Annotated in this window: 20 protein-coding genes; 11 read left to right on the top strand and 9 right to left on the bottom strand. The window is 70.0% G+C overall.

Going from position 1 to position 14349, the window contains the following annotated elements:
• Nucleotides 1–39 precede the first annotated feature (39 nt).
• Complete coding sequence (locus OG555_RS01930; RefSeq protein WP_329480572.1) at nt 40–1005, top strand: helix-turn-helix transcriptional regulator; 966 nt, start codon at nt 40–42, stop codon at nt 1003–1005.
• Here OG555_RS01930 and OG555_RS01925 read toward each other — a convergent pair.
• Nucleotides 996–1175, bottom strand: a complete 180-nt coding sequence (locus OG555_RS01925) for a hypothetical protein (RefSeq protein ID WP_329480570.1) — start codon at nt 1173–1175, stop codon at nt 996–998. The genes OG555_RS01930 and OG555_RS01925 overlap by 10 nt on opposite strands.
• 64 nt (nt 1176–1239) lie before the next feature.
• The gene (locus OG555_RS01920; RefSeq protein ID WP_329480568.1) at nt 1240–2235 is read right to left on the bottom strand and encodes a P1 family peptidase; all 996 of its coding nucleotides are present in this window, start codon (nt 2233–2235) and stop codon (nt 1240–1242) included.
• Between OG555_RS01920 and OG555_RS01915 the strand changes: the two genes are divergently transcribed.
• Nucleotides 2234–2947, top strand: coding sequence for an MBL fold metallo-hydrolase (locus tag OG555_RS01915; protein WP_329480566.1), 714 nt, complete (start codon nt 2234–2236; stop codon nt 2945–2947). The genes OG555_RS01920 and OG555_RS01915 overlap by 2 nt on opposite strands.
• Here the strand turns inward: OG555_RS01915 and OG555_RS01910 are convergent.
• Nucleotides 2924–3328: a VOC family protein gene (locus tag OG555_RS01910; protein WP_329480564.1), complete on the bottom strand. Its 405-nt coding sequence runs from the start codon at nt 3326–3328 to the stop codon at nt 2924–2926. The genes OG555_RS01915 and OG555_RS01910 overlap by 24 nt on opposite strands.
• Nucleotides 3329–3410: 82 nt before the next feature.
• Between OG555_RS01910 and OG555_RS01905 the strand changes: the two genes are divergently transcribed.
• From OG555_RS01905 to OG555_RS01895, 3 genes are read left to right on the top strand one after another with little or no spacing between them, the layout of a single operon-like run.
• Nucleotides 3411–3674 (top strand): phosphoribosyl-ATP diphosphatase, encoded by a 264-nt coding sequence (locus OG555_RS01905; RefSeq protein WP_328518885.1) that lies wholly within the window; start codon nt 3411–3413, stop codon nt 3672–3674.
• Nucleotides 3675–3725: 51 nt separating this feature from the next.
• Complete coding sequence (hisG, locus tag OG555_RS01900; protein WP_329480562.1) at nt 3726–4574, top strand: ATP phosphoribosyltransferase; 849 nt, start codon at nt 3726–3728, stop codon at nt 4572–4574.
• Between the two features lies 1 nt (nt 4575).
• Nucleotides 4576–5037 (top strand): PH domain-containing protein, encoded by a 462-nt coding sequence (locus OG555_RS01895; RefSeq protein WP_329480560.1) that lies wholly within the window; start codon nt 4576–4578, stop codon nt 5035–5037.
• Here OG555_RS01895 and OG555_RS01890 read toward each other — a convergent pair.
• Nucleotides 5034–5924 (bottom strand): aldose 1-epimerase family protein, encoded by an 891-nt coding sequence (locus OG555_RS01890; protein ID WP_329480558.1) that lies wholly within the window; start codon nt 5922–5924, stop codon nt 5034–5036. The two genes, OG555_RS01895 and OG555_RS01890, sit on opposite strands and share 4 nt — an antisense overlap.
• Nucleotides 5925–6111: 187 nt before the next feature.
• Between OG555_RS01890 and OG555_RS01885 the strand changes: the two genes are divergently transcribed.
• The 4 genes from OG555_RS01885 to OG555_RS01870 are packed head-to-tail and all read left to right on the top strand — an operon-like array spanning nt 6112 to nt 8944.
• Nucleotides 6112–6456, top strand: a complete 345-nt coding sequence (locus OG555_RS01885; RefSeq protein ID WP_329480556.1) for a YciI family protein — start codon at nt 6112–6114, stop codon at nt 6454–6456.
• Between the two features lies 1 nt (nt 6457).
• On the top strand, nt 6458–7696 hold the full coding sequence (locus OG555_RS01880) for an RNA polymerase sigma factor (protein ID WP_329480554.1): 1239 nt from the start codon (nt 6458–6460) through the stop codon (nt 7694–7696).
• Nucleotides 7693–8481: a class I SAM-dependent methyltransferase gene (locus tag OG555_RS01875; RefSeq protein ID WP_329480552.1), complete on the top strand. Its 789-nt coding sequence runs from the start codon at nt 7693–7695 to the stop codon at nt 8479–8481. Before OG555_RS01880 ends, OG555_RS01875 begins: the two co-directional genes overlap by 4 nt.
• 4 nt (nt 8482–8485) lie before the next feature.
• Nucleotides 8486–8944 carry a group II truncated hemoglobin gene (locus OG555_RS01870; RefSeq protein ID WP_329480550.1) on the top strand — a complete coding sequence of 153 codons (459 nt, stop codon included), beginning with the start codon at nt 8486–8488 and terminating at the stop codon, nt 8942–8944.
• On the opposite strand, the gene OG555_RS01865 is transcribed toward OG555_RS01870, so the two are convergent.
• Nucleotides 8923–9600, bottom strand: coding sequence for a uridine kinase family protein (locus OG555_RS01865; protein ID WP_329480548.1), 678 nt, complete (start codon nt 9598–9600; stop codon nt 8923–8925). The genes OG555_RS01870 and OG555_RS01865 overlap by 22 nt on opposite strands.
• Entirely contained in the window at nt 9587–10081 is a 495-nt protein-coding gene (locus OG555_RS01860) for a hypothetical protein (protein ID WP_329480546.1), read from the bottom strand. Before OG555_RS01860 ends, OG555_RS01865 begins: the two co-directional genes overlap by 14 nt.
• A gap of 180 nt (nt 10082–10261) precedes the next feature.
• On the opposite strand from OG555_RS01860, the gene OG555_RS01855 reads away from it, so the two are divergent.
• Nucleotides 10262–10762 (top strand): SseB family protein, encoded by a 501-nt coding sequence (locus OG555_RS01855; RefSeq protein ID WP_329480545.1) that lies wholly within the window; start codon nt 10262–10264, stop codon nt 10760–10762.
• Here OG555_RS01855 and OG555_RS01850 read toward each other — a convergent pair.
• Nucleotides 10752–11177 carry a DUF1707 domain-containing protein gene (locus tag OG555_RS01850; protein WP_329480543.1) on the bottom strand — a complete coding sequence of 142 codons (426 nt, stop codon included), beginning with the start codon at nt 11175–11177 and terminating at the stop codon, nt 10752–10754. The two genes, OG555_RS01855 and OG555_RS01850, sit on opposite strands and share 11 nt — an antisense overlap.
• Before the next feature lie 120 nt (nt 11178–11297).
• Here OG555_RS01850 and OG555_RS01845 point away from each other — a divergent pair, with 120 nt between their 5' ends.
• A complete protein-coding gene (locus OG555_RS01845; RefSeq protein ID WP_329480541.1) occupies nt 11298–12002 on the top strand; it encodes a TetR/AcrR family transcriptional regulator in 705 nt (234 codons plus the stop codon).
• A 57-nt stretch (nt 12003–12059) separates the two neighbouring features.
• Here the strand turns inward: OG555_RS01845 and OG555_RS01840 are convergent, their stop codons facing one another.
• Both OG555_RS01840 and OG555_RS01835 read right to left on the bottom strand, forming a co-directional pair.
• Nucleotides 12060–13229, bottom strand: coding sequence for a glycoside hydrolase 5 family protein (locus tag OG555_RS01840; protein WP_329480539.1), 1170 nt, complete (start codon nt 13227–13229; stop codon nt 12060–12062).
• Between the two features lie 20 nt (nt 13230–13249).
• Nucleotides 13250–14284, bottom strand: a complete 1035-nt coding sequence (locus OG555_RS01835; protein WP_329480537.1) for a LacI family DNA-binding transcriptional regulator — start codon at nt 14282–14284, stop codon at nt 13250–13252.
• Nucleotides 14285–14349: the final 65 nt, after the last annotated feature.

The following is a 14349-nucleotide window of genomic DNA, read 5'->3' as shown; positions in this document are numbered from 1 at the left end:
CTGACAGGTCATGGCAGTGTTTGCAGCTAACCTCGGAGCATGCGTTCGAGTCGGTTGCTGTCGATCCTGCTGTTGCTGCAGACGCGGCGGCAGTTGACCGCGCGTGAGCTCGCCGACGAACTCGAGGTGTCGCTGCGGACCATCTACCGCGACGTCGAGGCGCTCGCGGCGGCCGGCGTTCCGGTGTACGCCGATCAGGGGCGGGCCGGCGGCTATCGGCTGGTCGAGGGGTACCGGACCAGGCTGACCGGACTCACCGAGCAGGAGGCGGCCGCGCTGTTCCTGGTCGGCCTGCCGGGCGCGGCCGCGGCGTTCGGGTTGACCGCGGAGACGAGCGGGGCCGAGCTGAAGCTGCTGGCCGCGCTGGCGCCGGACCAGCGGGATCGCGCCGGTCGGCTGAAGAACCGCTTCCACCTCGACCTGCCCGCCTGGTACCAGGACGCCGAGAACTCACCGCATCTCGCCGCCGTCGCCGACGCCGTACTGCACGACCGCCGGATCACGGTGCTCTACCGCCGGTGGGAGGAGCCGCGCGAGGTCGAGCGCGTGCTGGCGCCGTACGGGCTGGTGCTCAAGAACGGCAGTTGGTACGTCGTTGCCGCGACCGCCAACGGGATGCGCACGTACCGGGTCTCCAACATCCTCGAGCTGACGCCGACCGAGGAGGAGTTCGAGCGGACCGAAGGGTTCGACCTCTCGCGGTACTGGCAGGAGCATCTCGATCAGTTCGACCAGGTCCGCTTCACCGGGTACGCCGTACTGCGGGTGTCGGCGCGGTTGGTCGGGCGCATGCATGACGTCTCGTTCCCCCAGTTGGTGAAGGCGGTCGCGGCGGCTGAGCCGGCGGAGGACGGCAGTGTGACGGTCACACTGCCGATCGAGTCGGTGCCGAACGCGGCTGCTGCGTTCTGCCGGTTCGGCGATGCCGTGGAGGTGCTGGAGCCGCCGGAGCTGCGGACCGAGCTGGCGAGGCTCGGCCGCACGCTGTCCGACCTCTACTCCTGAGCCAGCTGGTCGTTGGCCCGCTCGCCCGCCTCGCTGCTGCGGCGGAGAAAGCCGGCGATCAGGTCGAGCTCGGCCTCGCTGTAGCCGGCCAGGACGTCGTCCATCGCGCCGATCATCGGCTGGTAGAGCCGGAACACCTCCACCCCACGTGCCGATTCGACTTTGAGCACCCACCAACCACTTCCAGGCGCCGAGAGTGGTTGGTGGGTTCTCAAGGTCGAGCCGCGGGGCGGATCAGCGAAGTACGCCGGCCGACCTCAGCCGCTCGATGATGAGGTCGTGGGGGACGGCTCGGGCGCTGTTGCCGCCGTGGCCGGTGGTGGTGCGGGCCATCGTCAGGGAGTTGAGGAGGGCTTCCTCGACGGACTCGGTGACGGCTTGGAACGGGCCGCGGAGGTCGCGGTCGGCAAAGCCGGGGGTGCGGTTGGTGGTGAAGGCGATGGCGTAGTCGCCGCCGCCGGGGGAGTAGTCGGAGCCGACGCGGGCGAGCGCGAAGATCGCGCGCCGGGCCAGGCGGCCGAGTTGGCGGGCGTCGAGGGGGAGGTCGGTGGCGACGACGATCATGCAGGAGTTGCCGTCGGCGTCGAGCGGCTGAGCCGGGATCGGAGTGCCGAGGACGGTGAGCAGACCGGAGAAGTTGGACTGAACCAGAGCACCGACCGTGCCCACGCCAGCTGCGAGGGAGGCGAGGGTGCGGGAGGCAGTGCCGATTCCGGCCTTGAAGCCGAGGGCCGCCGTACCGGTGCCGGCTCCTACGCACCCCTCTGCGGGGAGGTCGGGGGAGGCCGAGTCCAGGGCGGCGTGGACGTGTGCTGGGGTGATCGGGCGGCGGCGGATGGCAGAGAGGTGGCCGTCGTTGGTTTCGCCGACGATCGGGTTGAGGCTGGTGGCGTTCGGGTCGCGGTCGAGGAGCCAGGTGAGGAAGGCGTCGGCAACGCGGAAGACACTCAACGTCCCGGTGAGCAGGATCGGGGTCTCGATCACCCCGAGTTCGTCGACCTGGGTGGAGCCGACGAGTTTGCCGTACCCGTTGCCGACCGCAACCGCCGCCGGCAGCCCGTCGGCGTACCCGTCCGGCAGGATCGCCGTCACCCCGGTGTTGAGATCGCCACCGGAGATCGTCGTCTGCCCGACCCGCACCCCAGGTACGTCGGTGATCGCGTTGAGCGCACCGGGAGGCAGGGTGCCGACGACGACGCCGAGGTCACGGACTCTGCGGGGAGTGTGCATGCGCACTATCGTCGGCCAGGTGCTCGAACACTTGACCGGCCGGGTCTGGCTCTACCCCCACGACCCTGACCCCGACGCGGTCCGCCCGTCCGTAGCCGTCATCGCCGACGACCGTGGCAGCGTCCTGATCGACGCCGGCAACAGCCCCGAACATGCCCGCGACATCCAGTCAGCCATCGCGACCGCCGGGCTGCCCGCGCCGAAGTGGCTCGTCTACACCCACCACCACTGGGACCACACCTGGGGTGCCTGCGCCTGGCCGGGCGACCTGACCGTGGTCGCCCACGCCGCGTCCGTCGAGCTTCTCCGCGCCGAGGCCGATCGCCCGTGGAGCCATCGCTACCTCTACGACCAGGTCAAAGCCAACCCCAAACTTGGGCCCAGCTTCCGCGCCCGCGCCCTCGCGATCCCCGACTGGGCGGACTTCCGCATCGTCCTCCCGCACCAGACCTTCGACGACACGCTCACGCTGCCGACAGGCGTCGTACTGCGTCATGTCGGTGGCAACCACGCGCCGGACTCCCTGGTGGCGATCGATTCCGGCGTCATGCTGCTCGGCGACGCCTTCTACCCACCGCCGTTCCACCTGCGCACGCCTGACGACACCCTCGACTACGCGATGGTCAAGCAGTTCCTGTCCGAGCGCCACTCCTACTACGTCGACGCCCACTCGCCCCCGCGCACCCTGTCAGCCGCCCTGGTGGGGCAGTAGCGGCGACTTGTCGCCGACGAACCACAGGTGGCCGAAGGGGTCCAAGAAGGTGCCCTGCCGGTGTGGGCCCCAGGGCATCGCGTGGGTGCGCACCGGGTCCTTCCTCGGGTCAGCGCCGGCGTCGACGGCGCGCTGGATGAAGGTGTCCGGGTGGTCCACGAAGACCTCGACCCGCACCGTCGGGAGGCCGACGGCCTCAGGTGTGGCCCAGCCGTTGTTGCCTGGCTCGCCGAGGAAGAAGGCAGCGCCGCCGACGCTAAGGCCGATCACGCTGCCCAGGTTCCACAGCTCCACGGCGCCGAGCGCCCGCGCGTACCACTCTGCCGCGGCCGGTGCGTCCGGCACCGCCAGCATCACCGAGATCTGCACTTGTTCGTCCACGACTCCAGTAACCCACAGATCGGGTCCGCCTACCGGACCTGGGGACGATCCCGCCGCACCCGCCCCGTAGGCTGGGCGGGCGATGAAGAGATTTGAGGAGCTGTTTGCCGAGCTGGGTGAGAAGGCGGCGACGCGGCCGGAGGGTTCCGGGACCGTGGCGGCGCTGGATGCCGGCGTGCACGCGATCGGCAAGAAGCTGGTCGAAGAGGCCGCCGAATCCTGGATGGCTGCCGAGTACGAGAGCAAGGACCGGGCCGCGGAAGAGCTGTCACAGCTGCTCTACCACGCCCAGGTGATGATGCACGCGCTCGGCCTGGATCTCGACGACGTGTACCGACATCTGTAGGAGACGCCCCACAGACCCACCGGTTCACCTCACCATCGAAAGGGCAGTGCCATGCTGCGCGTCGCAGTACCCAACAAGGGCTCGTTGAGCGAAGCCGCCATCGAGATGCTCACCGAGGCCGGCTACAAACAGCGCCGGACCACCAAGGACCTCACCCTCACCGACACGGCCAACGAGGTCGAGTTCTACTACCTGCGCCCGCGGGACATCGCCGTGTACGTCGGCGAGGGCACACTCGACGTCGGCATCTCCGGCCGCGACCTGGTGCTCGACTCGCACGCGGACGCGGACGTGATCATGGAACTCGGCTTCGGCTCGTCCACCTTCCGGTTCGCCGGCCGGCCCGGCGTCGCCGACACCATCAAGGACCTGGCCGGCAAGCGGATCGCCACGTCGTACGCCGGGGTCCTGCAGGATCACCTGGCCGAGAACGGTGTGGACGCCGCCGTGGTCCGCCTCGACGGCGCGGTCGAGTCGGCCGTCCAGTTGGGCGTCGCGGACGTGATCGCCGACGTCGTCGAAACGGGTACGACGCTGCGCCAGGCCGGACTGGAGGTGTTCGGCGACCCGATCCTGAAGTCCGAGGCCGTGCTGATCAAACGGCACGGCGTGGAGACCCCGCCGAACGGGATCCAGCAGCTGGTCCGCCGGCTCGAGGGCGTCCTGATCGCGCGCAACTACGTGATGATGGACTACGACATCCGCGCCGAGGACGTCGACGCGGCGACCGCGGTCGCGCCCGGCCTCGAGTCGCCGACGGTCTCGCCGCTGCACCGGCAGGGCTGGGTCGCCGTCCGGGTGATGGTCCAGCGGGCCGACGCGCAGCGGCTGATGGATCAACTGTGGGAGGTGGGCGCACGTGCCATCCTCACCACCGACATCCACGCCTGCAGGATCTGACATGACCGACCGGCTGTTCACCTTCCATCCGCGGATCGTGGCGCTGATGGCCGGTCTGATGGGTCTGTCGCTGATCGCCGTGTTCGGGGTCATCTGGTTCCGGCTGCCGGCCGACGCGCGGGAGTCGTTCAGCTGGTTCCAGCGGCTCACGCTGCTGGCGTTCTTCGGCGCCGTGCTGTGGATCCTGTACCGGATGACCACGCTGCGGGTCACGGCGTACCCGGACCGGCTGCGGGTGCGCAACGTGTTCAAGTCGTACACGGTGCCGTGGGGCGACATCTCGGCGCTGCGGTTCCGCTCCGGCGACGCCTGGCTCCAGCTGTTCGATGCCGACGGCAACCGGCTCGGGATCCTCGCGGTCCAGGCCGCCGAAGGATCCCGGGCGAGCCGGGCGGCAAAAGAGCTGGCGGCGGTGGCCCGCGAACACGGCGCCGGCCCGGCCACCAGGCACCCGGAGATCTAGGCCGACACCCGCAACGTCGTGGTGTGCGACTCACCGGGCTTCAGGACGATCAGGTCCTGCCCGGTGATGAACGCGTTCGGCGGACAGGTCATCGGCTCGACGGCGAGCGCCGTACGTCCGATCGCGGCGCCGGTGTAGAGCTGCAGCCACGGCGTGTCACTGGTCAGGACCGCGTTGGCGCCGGTATCCGGATCGGTCAGCGTGACCGACCACGAGCCGCCGCCCAGACCGGTGAACGCGTTGTCGATGTCCAACTCTCCGAGCACCCGGCCGGCGGCGAAGTCGAAAGGCGAGCCGGCGACCGGGGTGAGTCCGATCGGTGTCATCCGCTCGGGTGACACCTCCAGCCACTCAGCCGCACTGAACTCCAGCACGCACTCGTCGATCCGACGGCCCACGCTCAGATAGGGATGGGTGCCGTACCCGTACGGTGTGTCGCTCGCCCCGACGTTCGTGGCGGTGGCGTCGACAGTCAGCCCGTCGTCGCCCAGCCGATAGGTGAGCCGGAGGTCGAGCTGGTGCGGGTACCCGGGCTGCCCGTGCAACCGGTGGCCGACCTCGACCACCGCCGGGTCGGTCCCGTCGTCCGCGCGCTCCCAGTTCGCCCAGCGAGTCAGGCCGTGGATCGCGTTCTGCCGGGTGGGCTCGGTCAGAGCGAGCTGCTGGTCGACGCCCTGGAAGGTGTACTTGCCGTCGGAGATCCGGTTCGGCCACGGGAACAGGTGCTGGCCGATCCCCGCGTGCGCCGGCTCGTCCTCGCCGTACCCGAGCAGCACCGGCCGCCCGTCGTACGTGAGCCCGCGCACCCCGCCGCCGACACTCACCACGGTCGCGGCGTACCCGCCGGCCTGGACGCTCCACTGCTCTCCCGAAGGCAAGACGCTCATGGACCCCATCCTCGCCTATTGCGTACCGAAGAACGGGTAGTAGTTCGGTTCGCTCGCGCTGCTTCCGCTGGGCCGGGCCGACGGAGGGCGGCTCGGGGTGACTACTACCCGTTCTTCGGTACATCTTTGTCCATCGGAGGGGACCCCGTTCGTGGTGATGCTGTAGACACGCTGACAGGAGGTTCTGATGAAGTACATGCTCTTGATCAACGCCGGTGAGCTCGACGCGAGTGGGGGAGCGGTCGGGTGTGAGCCGGAGGACTGGATGCGGTTCGACAAGGAGATCAACGATTCGGGCGTCGTCGTGGCGTCGGAATCGCTGGCCGACCTGGTCACCGCCACCCGGGTGCAGGTCGCCAACGACGGGAAGCGGACCGTCACCGACGGGCCGTTCGCCGAGACCCGGGAGGTGCTCGGTGGGTTCTTCGTGATCGACGTACCCGATCTCGACGTCGCGCTCGACTGGGCGGCCAGATGCCCGGGATCGCGGGCCGGAGGCTCGGTGGTGGTCCGCCCGGTCGCGGAGTTCTGACGTGGACCAGGTCGAGGAGGTCTTCCGGGAGGAGCGCGGCCGGCTGCTGGCCGCGCTCGTCCGGCGGTTCGGCGACCTCGACCTGGCCGAGGAGGTCGCCTCGGAGGCGATCGAGGCGGCGCTGGTGCGCTGGCCGGTCGACGGCGTACCGCCGAACCCGGGCGGCTGGCTGATGACCACAGCGCGGCGGAAGGCGGTCGACCGGTTGCGGCGTGACCAGGTGTACGCCGCCAAACTCGCCGTACTGCAGGTCGAGGCGGACCGGGCCGCGCCGCCATCCGTGGACGGCCAGCTGCCGGACGAGCGGTTGGAACTGTTCTTCACCTGCGCGCATCCGGCGCTCGCGCCCGAGGACCGGGGTGCGCTGACCCTGCGCTGCCTGGCCGGGCTGACCACGCCGGAGGTGGCGCGGGCGTTCCTGGTCCCGACCGCGACGATGGCGAAGCGGATCGTCCGGGCGAAGACGAAGATCCGGGAAGCGCGGATCCCGTTCCGCGTCCCCGGCCCGGACGAGCTGCCGGAGCGCCTGCCCGGCGTACTGCAGGTGATCTACTCGGTCTTCACCGAGGGGTACGCCGCCAGCTCCGGCCCGTACCTGCAACGCCTCGACCTCGCCGAGGAGGCGATCCGGCTGGCCCGGATCCTGCACCGGCTGCTCCCGAAGGAGCGCGAGGTCACCGGGCTGCTCTCCTTGATGCTGCTGATCCACGCCCGCCGCGACGCTCGCAGCGGACCCGACGGCGAGATCATCCTGCTCGAAGACCAGGACCGCGAACGCTGGGACCGCGCCATGATCACCGAAGGCCGGGACCTGGTGGTCGCCGCCCTCACCGGCGGCTCGGCCGGCCCGTACGCCGTCCAGGCCGCGATCGCCGCCCTCCACGACGAGGCCGCCGACTTCGCCGGCACCGACTGGCCGCAGATCGTCACGCTGTACGACGTCCTGCTCGCGATCGACCCGTCTCCGGTGATCGCGCTCAACCGCGCCGCCGCGACCGCGATGCGCGACGGACCCGAGGCCGGGCTGGCGCTGCTGGACGAGCTCGCCGGCGAACCCCGCCTGCGCAACTACCACCCGTTCGCCCTCGCCCGCGCCGACCTGCTGCACCGGCTCGGACGCTTGCCCGAGGCAACCGCGGCGTACGAGCGGGCGTTGCACCTGGCCGGCGCCGAACCGGAACGAGACCATGTCCGCCGCCGGCTTGCGGCGATCACGATGTCGACGGAGGAGATCCGATGACCGAGCCCGACGAGCGTCTCAGCCGGACGGCGCGCGGATGGGACGAGGCGGCCGATGGCTATCAGGCGTACTTCGTGCCCCGCTTCGCGCCCTGGGTGAAGGCTGCTGTCGAGGCGGTGGCCGAGGTGCCCGACGGTCCCATCCTGGTGCCGTGCTGCGGGACCTTCCCCGAGCTCGACCTGCTCGCACCACGGTTCCCCGGGCGGGCGATCGTCGGCATCGACCTGTCGGCGGAGATGGTGCGGCTGGCCCGGGAACGGGCAAGCCGGCTGCCGGACGTCGACGTCTTCCAGGGTGATGCCGCGGCGCTTGATCCACGATGGTCCGGCACCTGCGCGGCGGTTCTGTCGGTGTTCGGCCTGCAGCAGCTACCGGCCCCGGCGGCGGCCATCAGCTCGTGGTTCGGTGCGCTCCGGCCGGGCGGCCGGATGTGCGTTGTCTACTGGCCTGAAGTCGCCGAGGAGACCGGGCCGTTCGCCCTCCTCGACGAAGTCCTCGAAGACCACGCGGACCGCTCGTGGGAGGACGGACTCGTCGATGCCCTCGCCGACGCGGTTGTCGAGCGAGACGAGCTAGTGGCCTATCCGATGACCCATCCGAGCGCGGCGGCGTACTTCGACGCCGCGGACCGGGCCGGACCGCTGCGGGCGCTCGCGCTCGCCCGGGGCGACACCTTCATCGCTGAACTGCGCCAGCAGTACGTCGACCAGGCGCCCGCGGGAGAGTGGATCCATCATCCGCACGCCAGGCTGCTCGCGGTCCGGAAGCTGACGAGGGCAGACTGACTCCATGCAGACGGTGTACGAAGCGGCGGGTGGGGCTGACGGGATGCTGCGGCTGGCGCACGCGTGGCATGAGCGGGTGATGGCCGACGAGATCGTGAGTCACGCGTTCAGCCACGGGTTCCGGCCGGACCACAGTGAGCGGCTGGCGGCGTACTGGGGTGAGGCGCTCGGCGGACCGGTCGCGTACTCCGGGACCTACGGGGACGAGACGTCCGTCGTCCGGCTGCACAGCGGGAACGGTCAGCACGAGGAGATGGATCGCCGGGCGATCGCGTGCTTCGACGAGGCGCTCGCCGATATCGGACTGGCCGACGACCGGCTGCGTGCGGTGCTGCACGACTACTTCGCGTGGGCGACCACTGTGCCGATGGCGCAGTACCACGGCTCGGCCGACGACGTGCCGTCCGGCCTGGTCATCCCGCAGTGGTCCTGGGACGGCCTTCAGGAAGCGGCTGAGTCGTGAGGCGGTAGTGCCACCGACTTGGTGATGATCTCCAGCGCCGGGTCGTGCGGGATCGACGGATTGCCGTCGACGATCACGTGGGCGCGGGAGCGGGTGGCCTGGTCGGCGAAATGATCGCGCTCCCACCGCATCCACTCCAGCCAGTGGTCGCGCTGGGCCTCGCCGTCGCGTTCGATGCCGCGGTCCAGGCGGACCTCGTTGGACGTCTCGATCCACAGCCGCAGGGACTGCCAGTGGCCGGCGTCGCGGTCGCACGAGGTGACGCCCTCGACGATGAGCAGCTCGATCGTGGCTGGTACGACGTGCAGCTCGGCGTACGCGCCGAGGTGCCAGTCGTAGCGCCGGTACCGGCCTTCGCGGCCGTCCGCGATCCGCTGCAGGACGTGGTCGCGCAGCAGGCCGAAACCACGCTCGGCTCCGGACCAGCCGTCGTACAGGTCGTCCATGTGGATGACGGCGGTGTGCAGTCCGCGAGCCTCGGCCCGGGCCGCGACGTTCGCCGCGAGGCAGGACTTGCCGGAGCCGGCCGGTCCGTCGATGCCGATCAGCCGGGTCCGGCCGAGGCGCGGCGGGCCGGACTGGACGTTGCCGAGCAGGGAGTCAATGGTCAGGGGGGCGAGAGTGCCGTGGTCAGCGGCGATATCAGTTGATTCCATGGCGCTTCAAGATGTCCTCGATCTCGTCGAACTCCGACGATTCCTGCTGCTTGGCCTTGGACCCCTTGGCCGGCTTGGCAGCTTTGGCGGGAGCGGCCGACGCGGGTGCGGGACCCGTGGCGGTCAGCTCGCCCGCGGGCGAGGCGGGTTTCTTCTGTACCTTCGGGGTGTCGCCACGCCGCCCGCGGGCCACGCCGGAGACGACGTACAGCACCACCGAGACGCCGAACAGCGCGACCCCGGCCCACACGGTCGGCGAGAAGATCAGGTGGGTGACCCAGCTCACCGATGACCTGACGATGTCCCAGACCAGCTCCAGCAGCCCGGTCAGGTAGAGCGAGACCGGGAGCAGGGACCAGGCCACGCCGCGCGTGCCGGCCGCGACCCCGCGGCGCCGCCACGCGGCCCACGAGCCGATCAGGCCGAGCAGCGTGAGGCCTACGCAGAACGGCAGCAGCGTCAAATCGTTGAAGTTGGGCACATACCCAGGCTCGCACAGTCCGCGCCGGAACCAAGAGGGGAAGAGCCCTGACGCCACCCTGAAACCCCGCTCCGGATCCCCAGGCCATCACATCGGGCCCCGGACCGACCGCCCGAGCGTGGCACCGCTCGATGTATTGCCGTTGTGATGGTCGGGCGGTCCGGGGGAGACAATGTGTGCGTGCAACCACAACGCCGACTGGCTTTCACCGGGTTCGACAACGACGACGGGTCGGCCGACCCCGCGCTGGCCAGGGCGCTCGCGGAGGGTGACCACGGCGCGATGCTGGCGGCGCTGACCAGGGCGCGGCTGCTGGTGCCGGTGGTCGCGATGCTCGGCGAGGTCGAGTACGACGAGAACGGCCTGGCGCACGACAAGACGTCGGACATGGCGGTCGCGCTGCTCCAGGGCCAGGACGGCCGCAACGCCTTACTGGCCTTCACCGGAACCGAGAGCCTGGCCCGCTGGAGCCCTGACGCCCGCCCGATGCCGGCGCAGACCAAGCTGGCCGCGACCGCGGCCATCCAGGAGGGCGCCGCCGCGATCGTCCTCGACATCGCCGGCCCGGCGACCGGCGTGATCGAGACCGACGACGTACGGCGCCTGGCCGCCGGCCTCCAGGTGGTTCGCCTGGAAGACGGCGGCTACGCGTGGATCGAGCCGGGGCCTGTCATCGATTGAGAAGTACGGCGCTCTTGCGGTGGTACGACTCGTGGGTCCACCAGAGGATGCCGACCACCGCGCCGAGGCCGAGGTCGGAGTACAGCCACCACGGCCAGTCGAAGCGGCCGAAGAAGGCCAGTGACAGCCAGACCACGAACTGCACGACGCAGGTGATCAGCCAGACAGCGGTGGTCACGCGCAGTGCGGTCGTGAGTCGACGCGGCGGGATTGCGTCGTCCAGGCCGTCGAGGACCTGGTGGAGCTCGCCGCGGGTGTGGGACGCATCGAGGAGATCGTGCCGGTCGAGCGCCTGCGGCGGGGTCAGCCTGCCCTGCCGGACAGCGCTGTCGAGCTTGTCGGACGCGGCCTGCCGGTCGGTCGCGGACAGCGCCACCTGGTCGGGCAGCAGGAGCGGATCGAGAACGGTGTTCATCGGGAGTACCTGCGCTTTCGTGAGGTTTACTGATAAAAAGCGTAGGGATTGAACAATTCGGGTCCCAGGGTCTTGGGATCCCAGTTCGGGGTGGTGCCAGCACCCCTGAGAATGGTGGTCATGACCGAGGACCTGCCGCCGGGGCTGGCGCTGTCCTGGGGTGTGCAGCCGGTGCAGCGGCGCGGGCCGAAGCCGGCGCTGTCGGTCGAGCGGATCGTGGCGACCGGGATCGAGTTCGGCGACCGGCACGGGTTCGAGGCGATCTCGCTGCAGAAGATCGCGGCGCACTTCGGCGTCAGCACGAACGCGATGTACCGGTACGTCCGGTCCAAGGACGAGCTGATCGTGCTGGTCCACGACACCGCGGTCGGACTACCGCCGGAGCTCCCGTCCGGTTGGCGGCCGGCGGCGACCGCGTGGGTCCACGCCCAGGTCGAGTTGTACGCCGTACGCCCCTGGCTGCTCGAGGTCCCGATCCGGGGTGCACCCGTGACGCCGAACGTGTTGCGCTGGATCGAGGTGATCCTCGAGGCGATGGCCGGGACCGGGCTCAGTCAGCACGACAACCTTGGTTGCCTGATGCTCCTGGACGGATTCGCGCGCAACTACGCGAACCTGGCGCGGCAGCTCGGGGCCAGTGACAACACGCCCGTGCAGGCCGAGCAGGTCGGCCGGTTCCTCGTGCCGCGGCTGATCGCGGGCGGCTATCCGATGCTGACCGCGCTGTACACGAACCAGGAGTACGAAGACGGTCTCAACGACGACCTCGAATTCGGCCTGACCCGCATCCTCGACGGCATCCAGATCCTGATCGACACCCATTGATTCGTTGCGTCCGAAGAAGTGTGGGTCCTGACCCTCGGATCTTCGGACGCAAGAGAGTCAGGGGAGGACGATGCGGACCGGGCCGTTGGCGCGGGCGGCGACCCACTGGCGGTGGAATTGGCTGCCGGGGGCAACTTCCGGCCGCCGGTGCGGCTGGGTGCGGAGGTTGACCGGAGAGGTCAGGGTGGTGGGCGCCGGTTGCGGCGGTACGCCGTTCGCCCGGACCTCCGCGATCACGTCCGCGAGCGCTTGCGCGGCCGGCTTCCGCTGATGGTCGACGGTGAACAGGCCCAGGTCGTACTCCCGATCCGGGAAGTCCAGCAGTCGCCGGTCGATGTCGTGCGACGACCACCAGGTCACACCCCACAGCGCGGGATTCGGCAGCACCGACTCGACCGTCCGCCGGGTGAACTCGGCCTGCAGTTTCACCGGAATGTCCGGCCCCGGTACGCCGATCTCCTGCAACCACACGGGTCGGGCCGGATCGAGCGAGGTCGCTTTGGCGAGCTCGACCAGGTAGTCGGCGTGGGTGAGCGTCGCCGGCCCGAGGGGACCGTCCACTCGTGAGACCCCGTTGAAAACCCACGAGTGGACAGTGCTCAGCTCACCCAGTTCCACGACATCAACGGGGTGGAACGGGTGGTCGGCCTTGTACCAGGCGTCGTCGAACAGCGAGTGCAGGGCAAGGACGTCGGGTGCGGCCTTCTTCACCGTGGTCAGCAGATCCAGCGCCCAGGCGGTCGAGCTCTCGAAGCCGGTCGCGCTGTCCGGCCAGAGGTTGTTGACCTCGTTCCCGAGCGTGATCGCGACGACGTTCGGCCGCGTCGCGACCGCGCGCGCCACGGTGTCGACGTACGCCGTGAGCCCGTCGCGGACCGCCGGATCCTCGAACAGGCTGGTCTTGTGCCAGGTCAGCACCCACGACGGTAGGAAGTCGAAGCTGGACAGATGGCCCTGGATCAGGTCGACCGCGACCGTCAGTCCATGCTCGGCGGCGGCGTCGATGGTGTCGAGCAGGTCGTCGATCGCGCGCTCGCGGATGATCGCCCGGTTCGGCTGGATCCAGGGCCAGACCGGGAACACCCGGACGTGGTCCAGGCCGATCCCGGCCAGGTCCGCGAAGTCCCGCCGTACCGCGTCGCCGTCGTAGTCGAGCCAGCTGTAGAACCAGCCGGCCGAGGGGACGTGGTTCGCGCCGAACCGGCACGTGACGGGATCCAGGGGCATGCGGAGGATGCTAAAACGGTTTAGGGCACCCGGGCAACCGAGGGCGGGGGAGCGGTGGACTCGCGGACGGTGAGGATCGGGTCGGCGGTGCGGCGGTTGATCATCTGGGTGGGGTCGGCGATCACCTCGAGCAGCACCTCGGCCGCCTGCCGGCCGAAGTCGAAGGTGTCGCGGGACAGCGCGGTCAGGGCGGGATGCATCAGCTGGGTCAGGATCGAGTCGTCGAAGGCCACGATCGACAGGTCGCCCGGCACCGAGACGCCCATCTCCATCGCGACACCCAGGCCGGCCACCGCCATCACGTCGCTGTCGTAGACGATCGCGGTCGGCCGGGCCGCCTGGGAGAGCAGCTTGCGCGTGGTCGCCGCGCCCTCGGCGTCGCTGAAGTCGGTGGTGATCGACGGTGCATCGATCAACCCGAGTCGCGGCGCGGCGTCGCGGAGGGCCCGGATCCGGCGCTGGGTGTGCTGGAAGACCGGCGTACCGGCGACGTGCGCGATCCGGCGGTGACCGAGGGCCGCCAGGTACTCCACGATCGACAGCATCGCGTCCCGGTCGTCGGCCCAGACGGAGGAGAGCGCGCCCTTGCCGCCGCGGCCGCCGATCACGACGGCCGGTAGTTCGAGCGTCTTGAGCTCCTCGATCCGCGGGTCCTTCACCGTCAGGTCGACGAGGATCACGCCGTCGACGCGGTGCTCCGAGGCCCACCGGCGGTACACCTCGAGCTCGGTCGCGGTGTCCTCGACGATCAGCAACTGCAGCGAGATCGACCGCGCGGACAGCCCCGATTGCACGCCGGACAGCAGGTGCGCGAAGAACGGTTCCACCCCGAGCGTGCGAGCCGGCCGGGCGATCACCATGCCGACCGAGTCGACCCGGCCCTCACCCAGCGCCCGGGCCGCGCTATGCGGCCGCCAGCTCATCTGCTCGGCGATCTTCAGGATCCGCTCCCGGGTCGCGTCGCTGACCCCCGGCCGCCCGTTCAGCGCGAACGACACCGCGCCCTTGGACACCCCGGCCCGGTTCGCGATGTCGGCGATCGTCGGTCTCGCCATCCGGCACCTCCCTTCGAGGGTGTCTCGGCACCCTCTCGCCCCTTGACAGCGGATTCTACGATGTG

The sequence above is a fragment of the Kribbella sp. NBC_01484 genome (assembly GCF_036227145.1).
Classification (GTDB): domain Bacteria; phylum Actinomycetota; class Actinomycetes; order Propionibacteriales; family Kribbellaceae; genus Kribbella.
The sequence above is the reverse complement of the archived record's forward strand: the minus strand, read 5'-3'. Positions and strand labels throughout refer to the sequence as shown.

Coding starts and splice junctions, on each gene's coding strand:
- OG555_RS01930 (WP_329480572.1), top strand. CDS start 40: ATGCGTTCGAGTCGGTTGCTGTCGATCCTGCTGTTGCTGCAGACGCGG.
- OG555_RS01920 (WP_329480568.1), bottom strand. CDS start 2,235: ATGCACACTCCCCGCAGAGTCCGTGACCTCGGCGTCGTCGTCGGCACC.
- OG555_RS01845 (WP_329480541.1), top strand. CDS start 11,298: ATGACCGAGGACCTGCCGCCGGGGCTGGCGCTGTCCTGGGGTGTGCAG.
- OG555_RS01895 (WP_329480560.1), top strand. CDS start 4,576: ATGACCGACCGGCTGTTCACCTTCCATCCGCGGATCGTGGCGCTGATG.
- OG555_RS01865 (WP_329480548.1), bottom strand. CDS start 9,600: ATGGAATCAACTGATATCGCCGCTGACCACGGCACTCTCGCCCCCCTG.
- OG555_RS01870 (WP_329480550.1), top strand. CDS start 8,486: ATGCAGACGGTGTACGAAGCGGCGGGTGGGGCTGACGGGATGCTGCGG.
- OG555_RS01835 (WP_329480537.1), bottom strand. CDS start 14,284: ATGGCGAGACCGACGATCGCCGACATCGCGAACCGGGCCGGGGTGTCC.
- OG555_RS01875 (WP_329480552.1), top strand. CDS start 7,693: ATGACCGAGCCCGACGAGCGTCTCAGCCGGACGGCGCGCGGATGGGAC.
- OG555_RS01850 (WP_329480543.1), bottom strand. CDS start 11,177: ATGAACACCGTTCTCGATCCGCTCCTGCTGCCCGACCAGGTGGCGCTG.
- OG555_RS01840 (WP_329480539.1), bottom strand. CDS start 13,229: ATGCCCCTGGATCCCGTCACGTGCCGGTTCGGCGCGAACCACGTCCCC.
- OG555_RS01915 (WP_329480566.1), top strand. CDS start 2,234: ATGCGCACTATCGTCGGCCAGGTGCTCGAACACTTGACCGGCCGGGTC.
- OG555_RS01890 (WP_329480558.1), bottom strand. CDS start 5,924: ATGAGCGTCTTGCCTTCGGGAGAGCAGTGGAGCGTCCAGGCCGGCGGG.
- OG555_RS01885 (WP_329480556.1), top strand. CDS start 6,112: ATGAAGTACATGCTCTTGATCAACGCCGGTGAGCTCGACGCGAGTGGG.
- hisG (WP_329480562.1), top strand. CDS start 3,726: ATGCTGCGCGTCGCAGTACCCAACAAGGGCTCGTTGAGCGAAGCCGCC.
- OG555_RS01905 (WP_328518885.1), top strand. CDS start 3,411: ATGAAGAGATTTGAGGAGCTGTTTGCCGAGCTGGGTGAGAAGGCGGCG.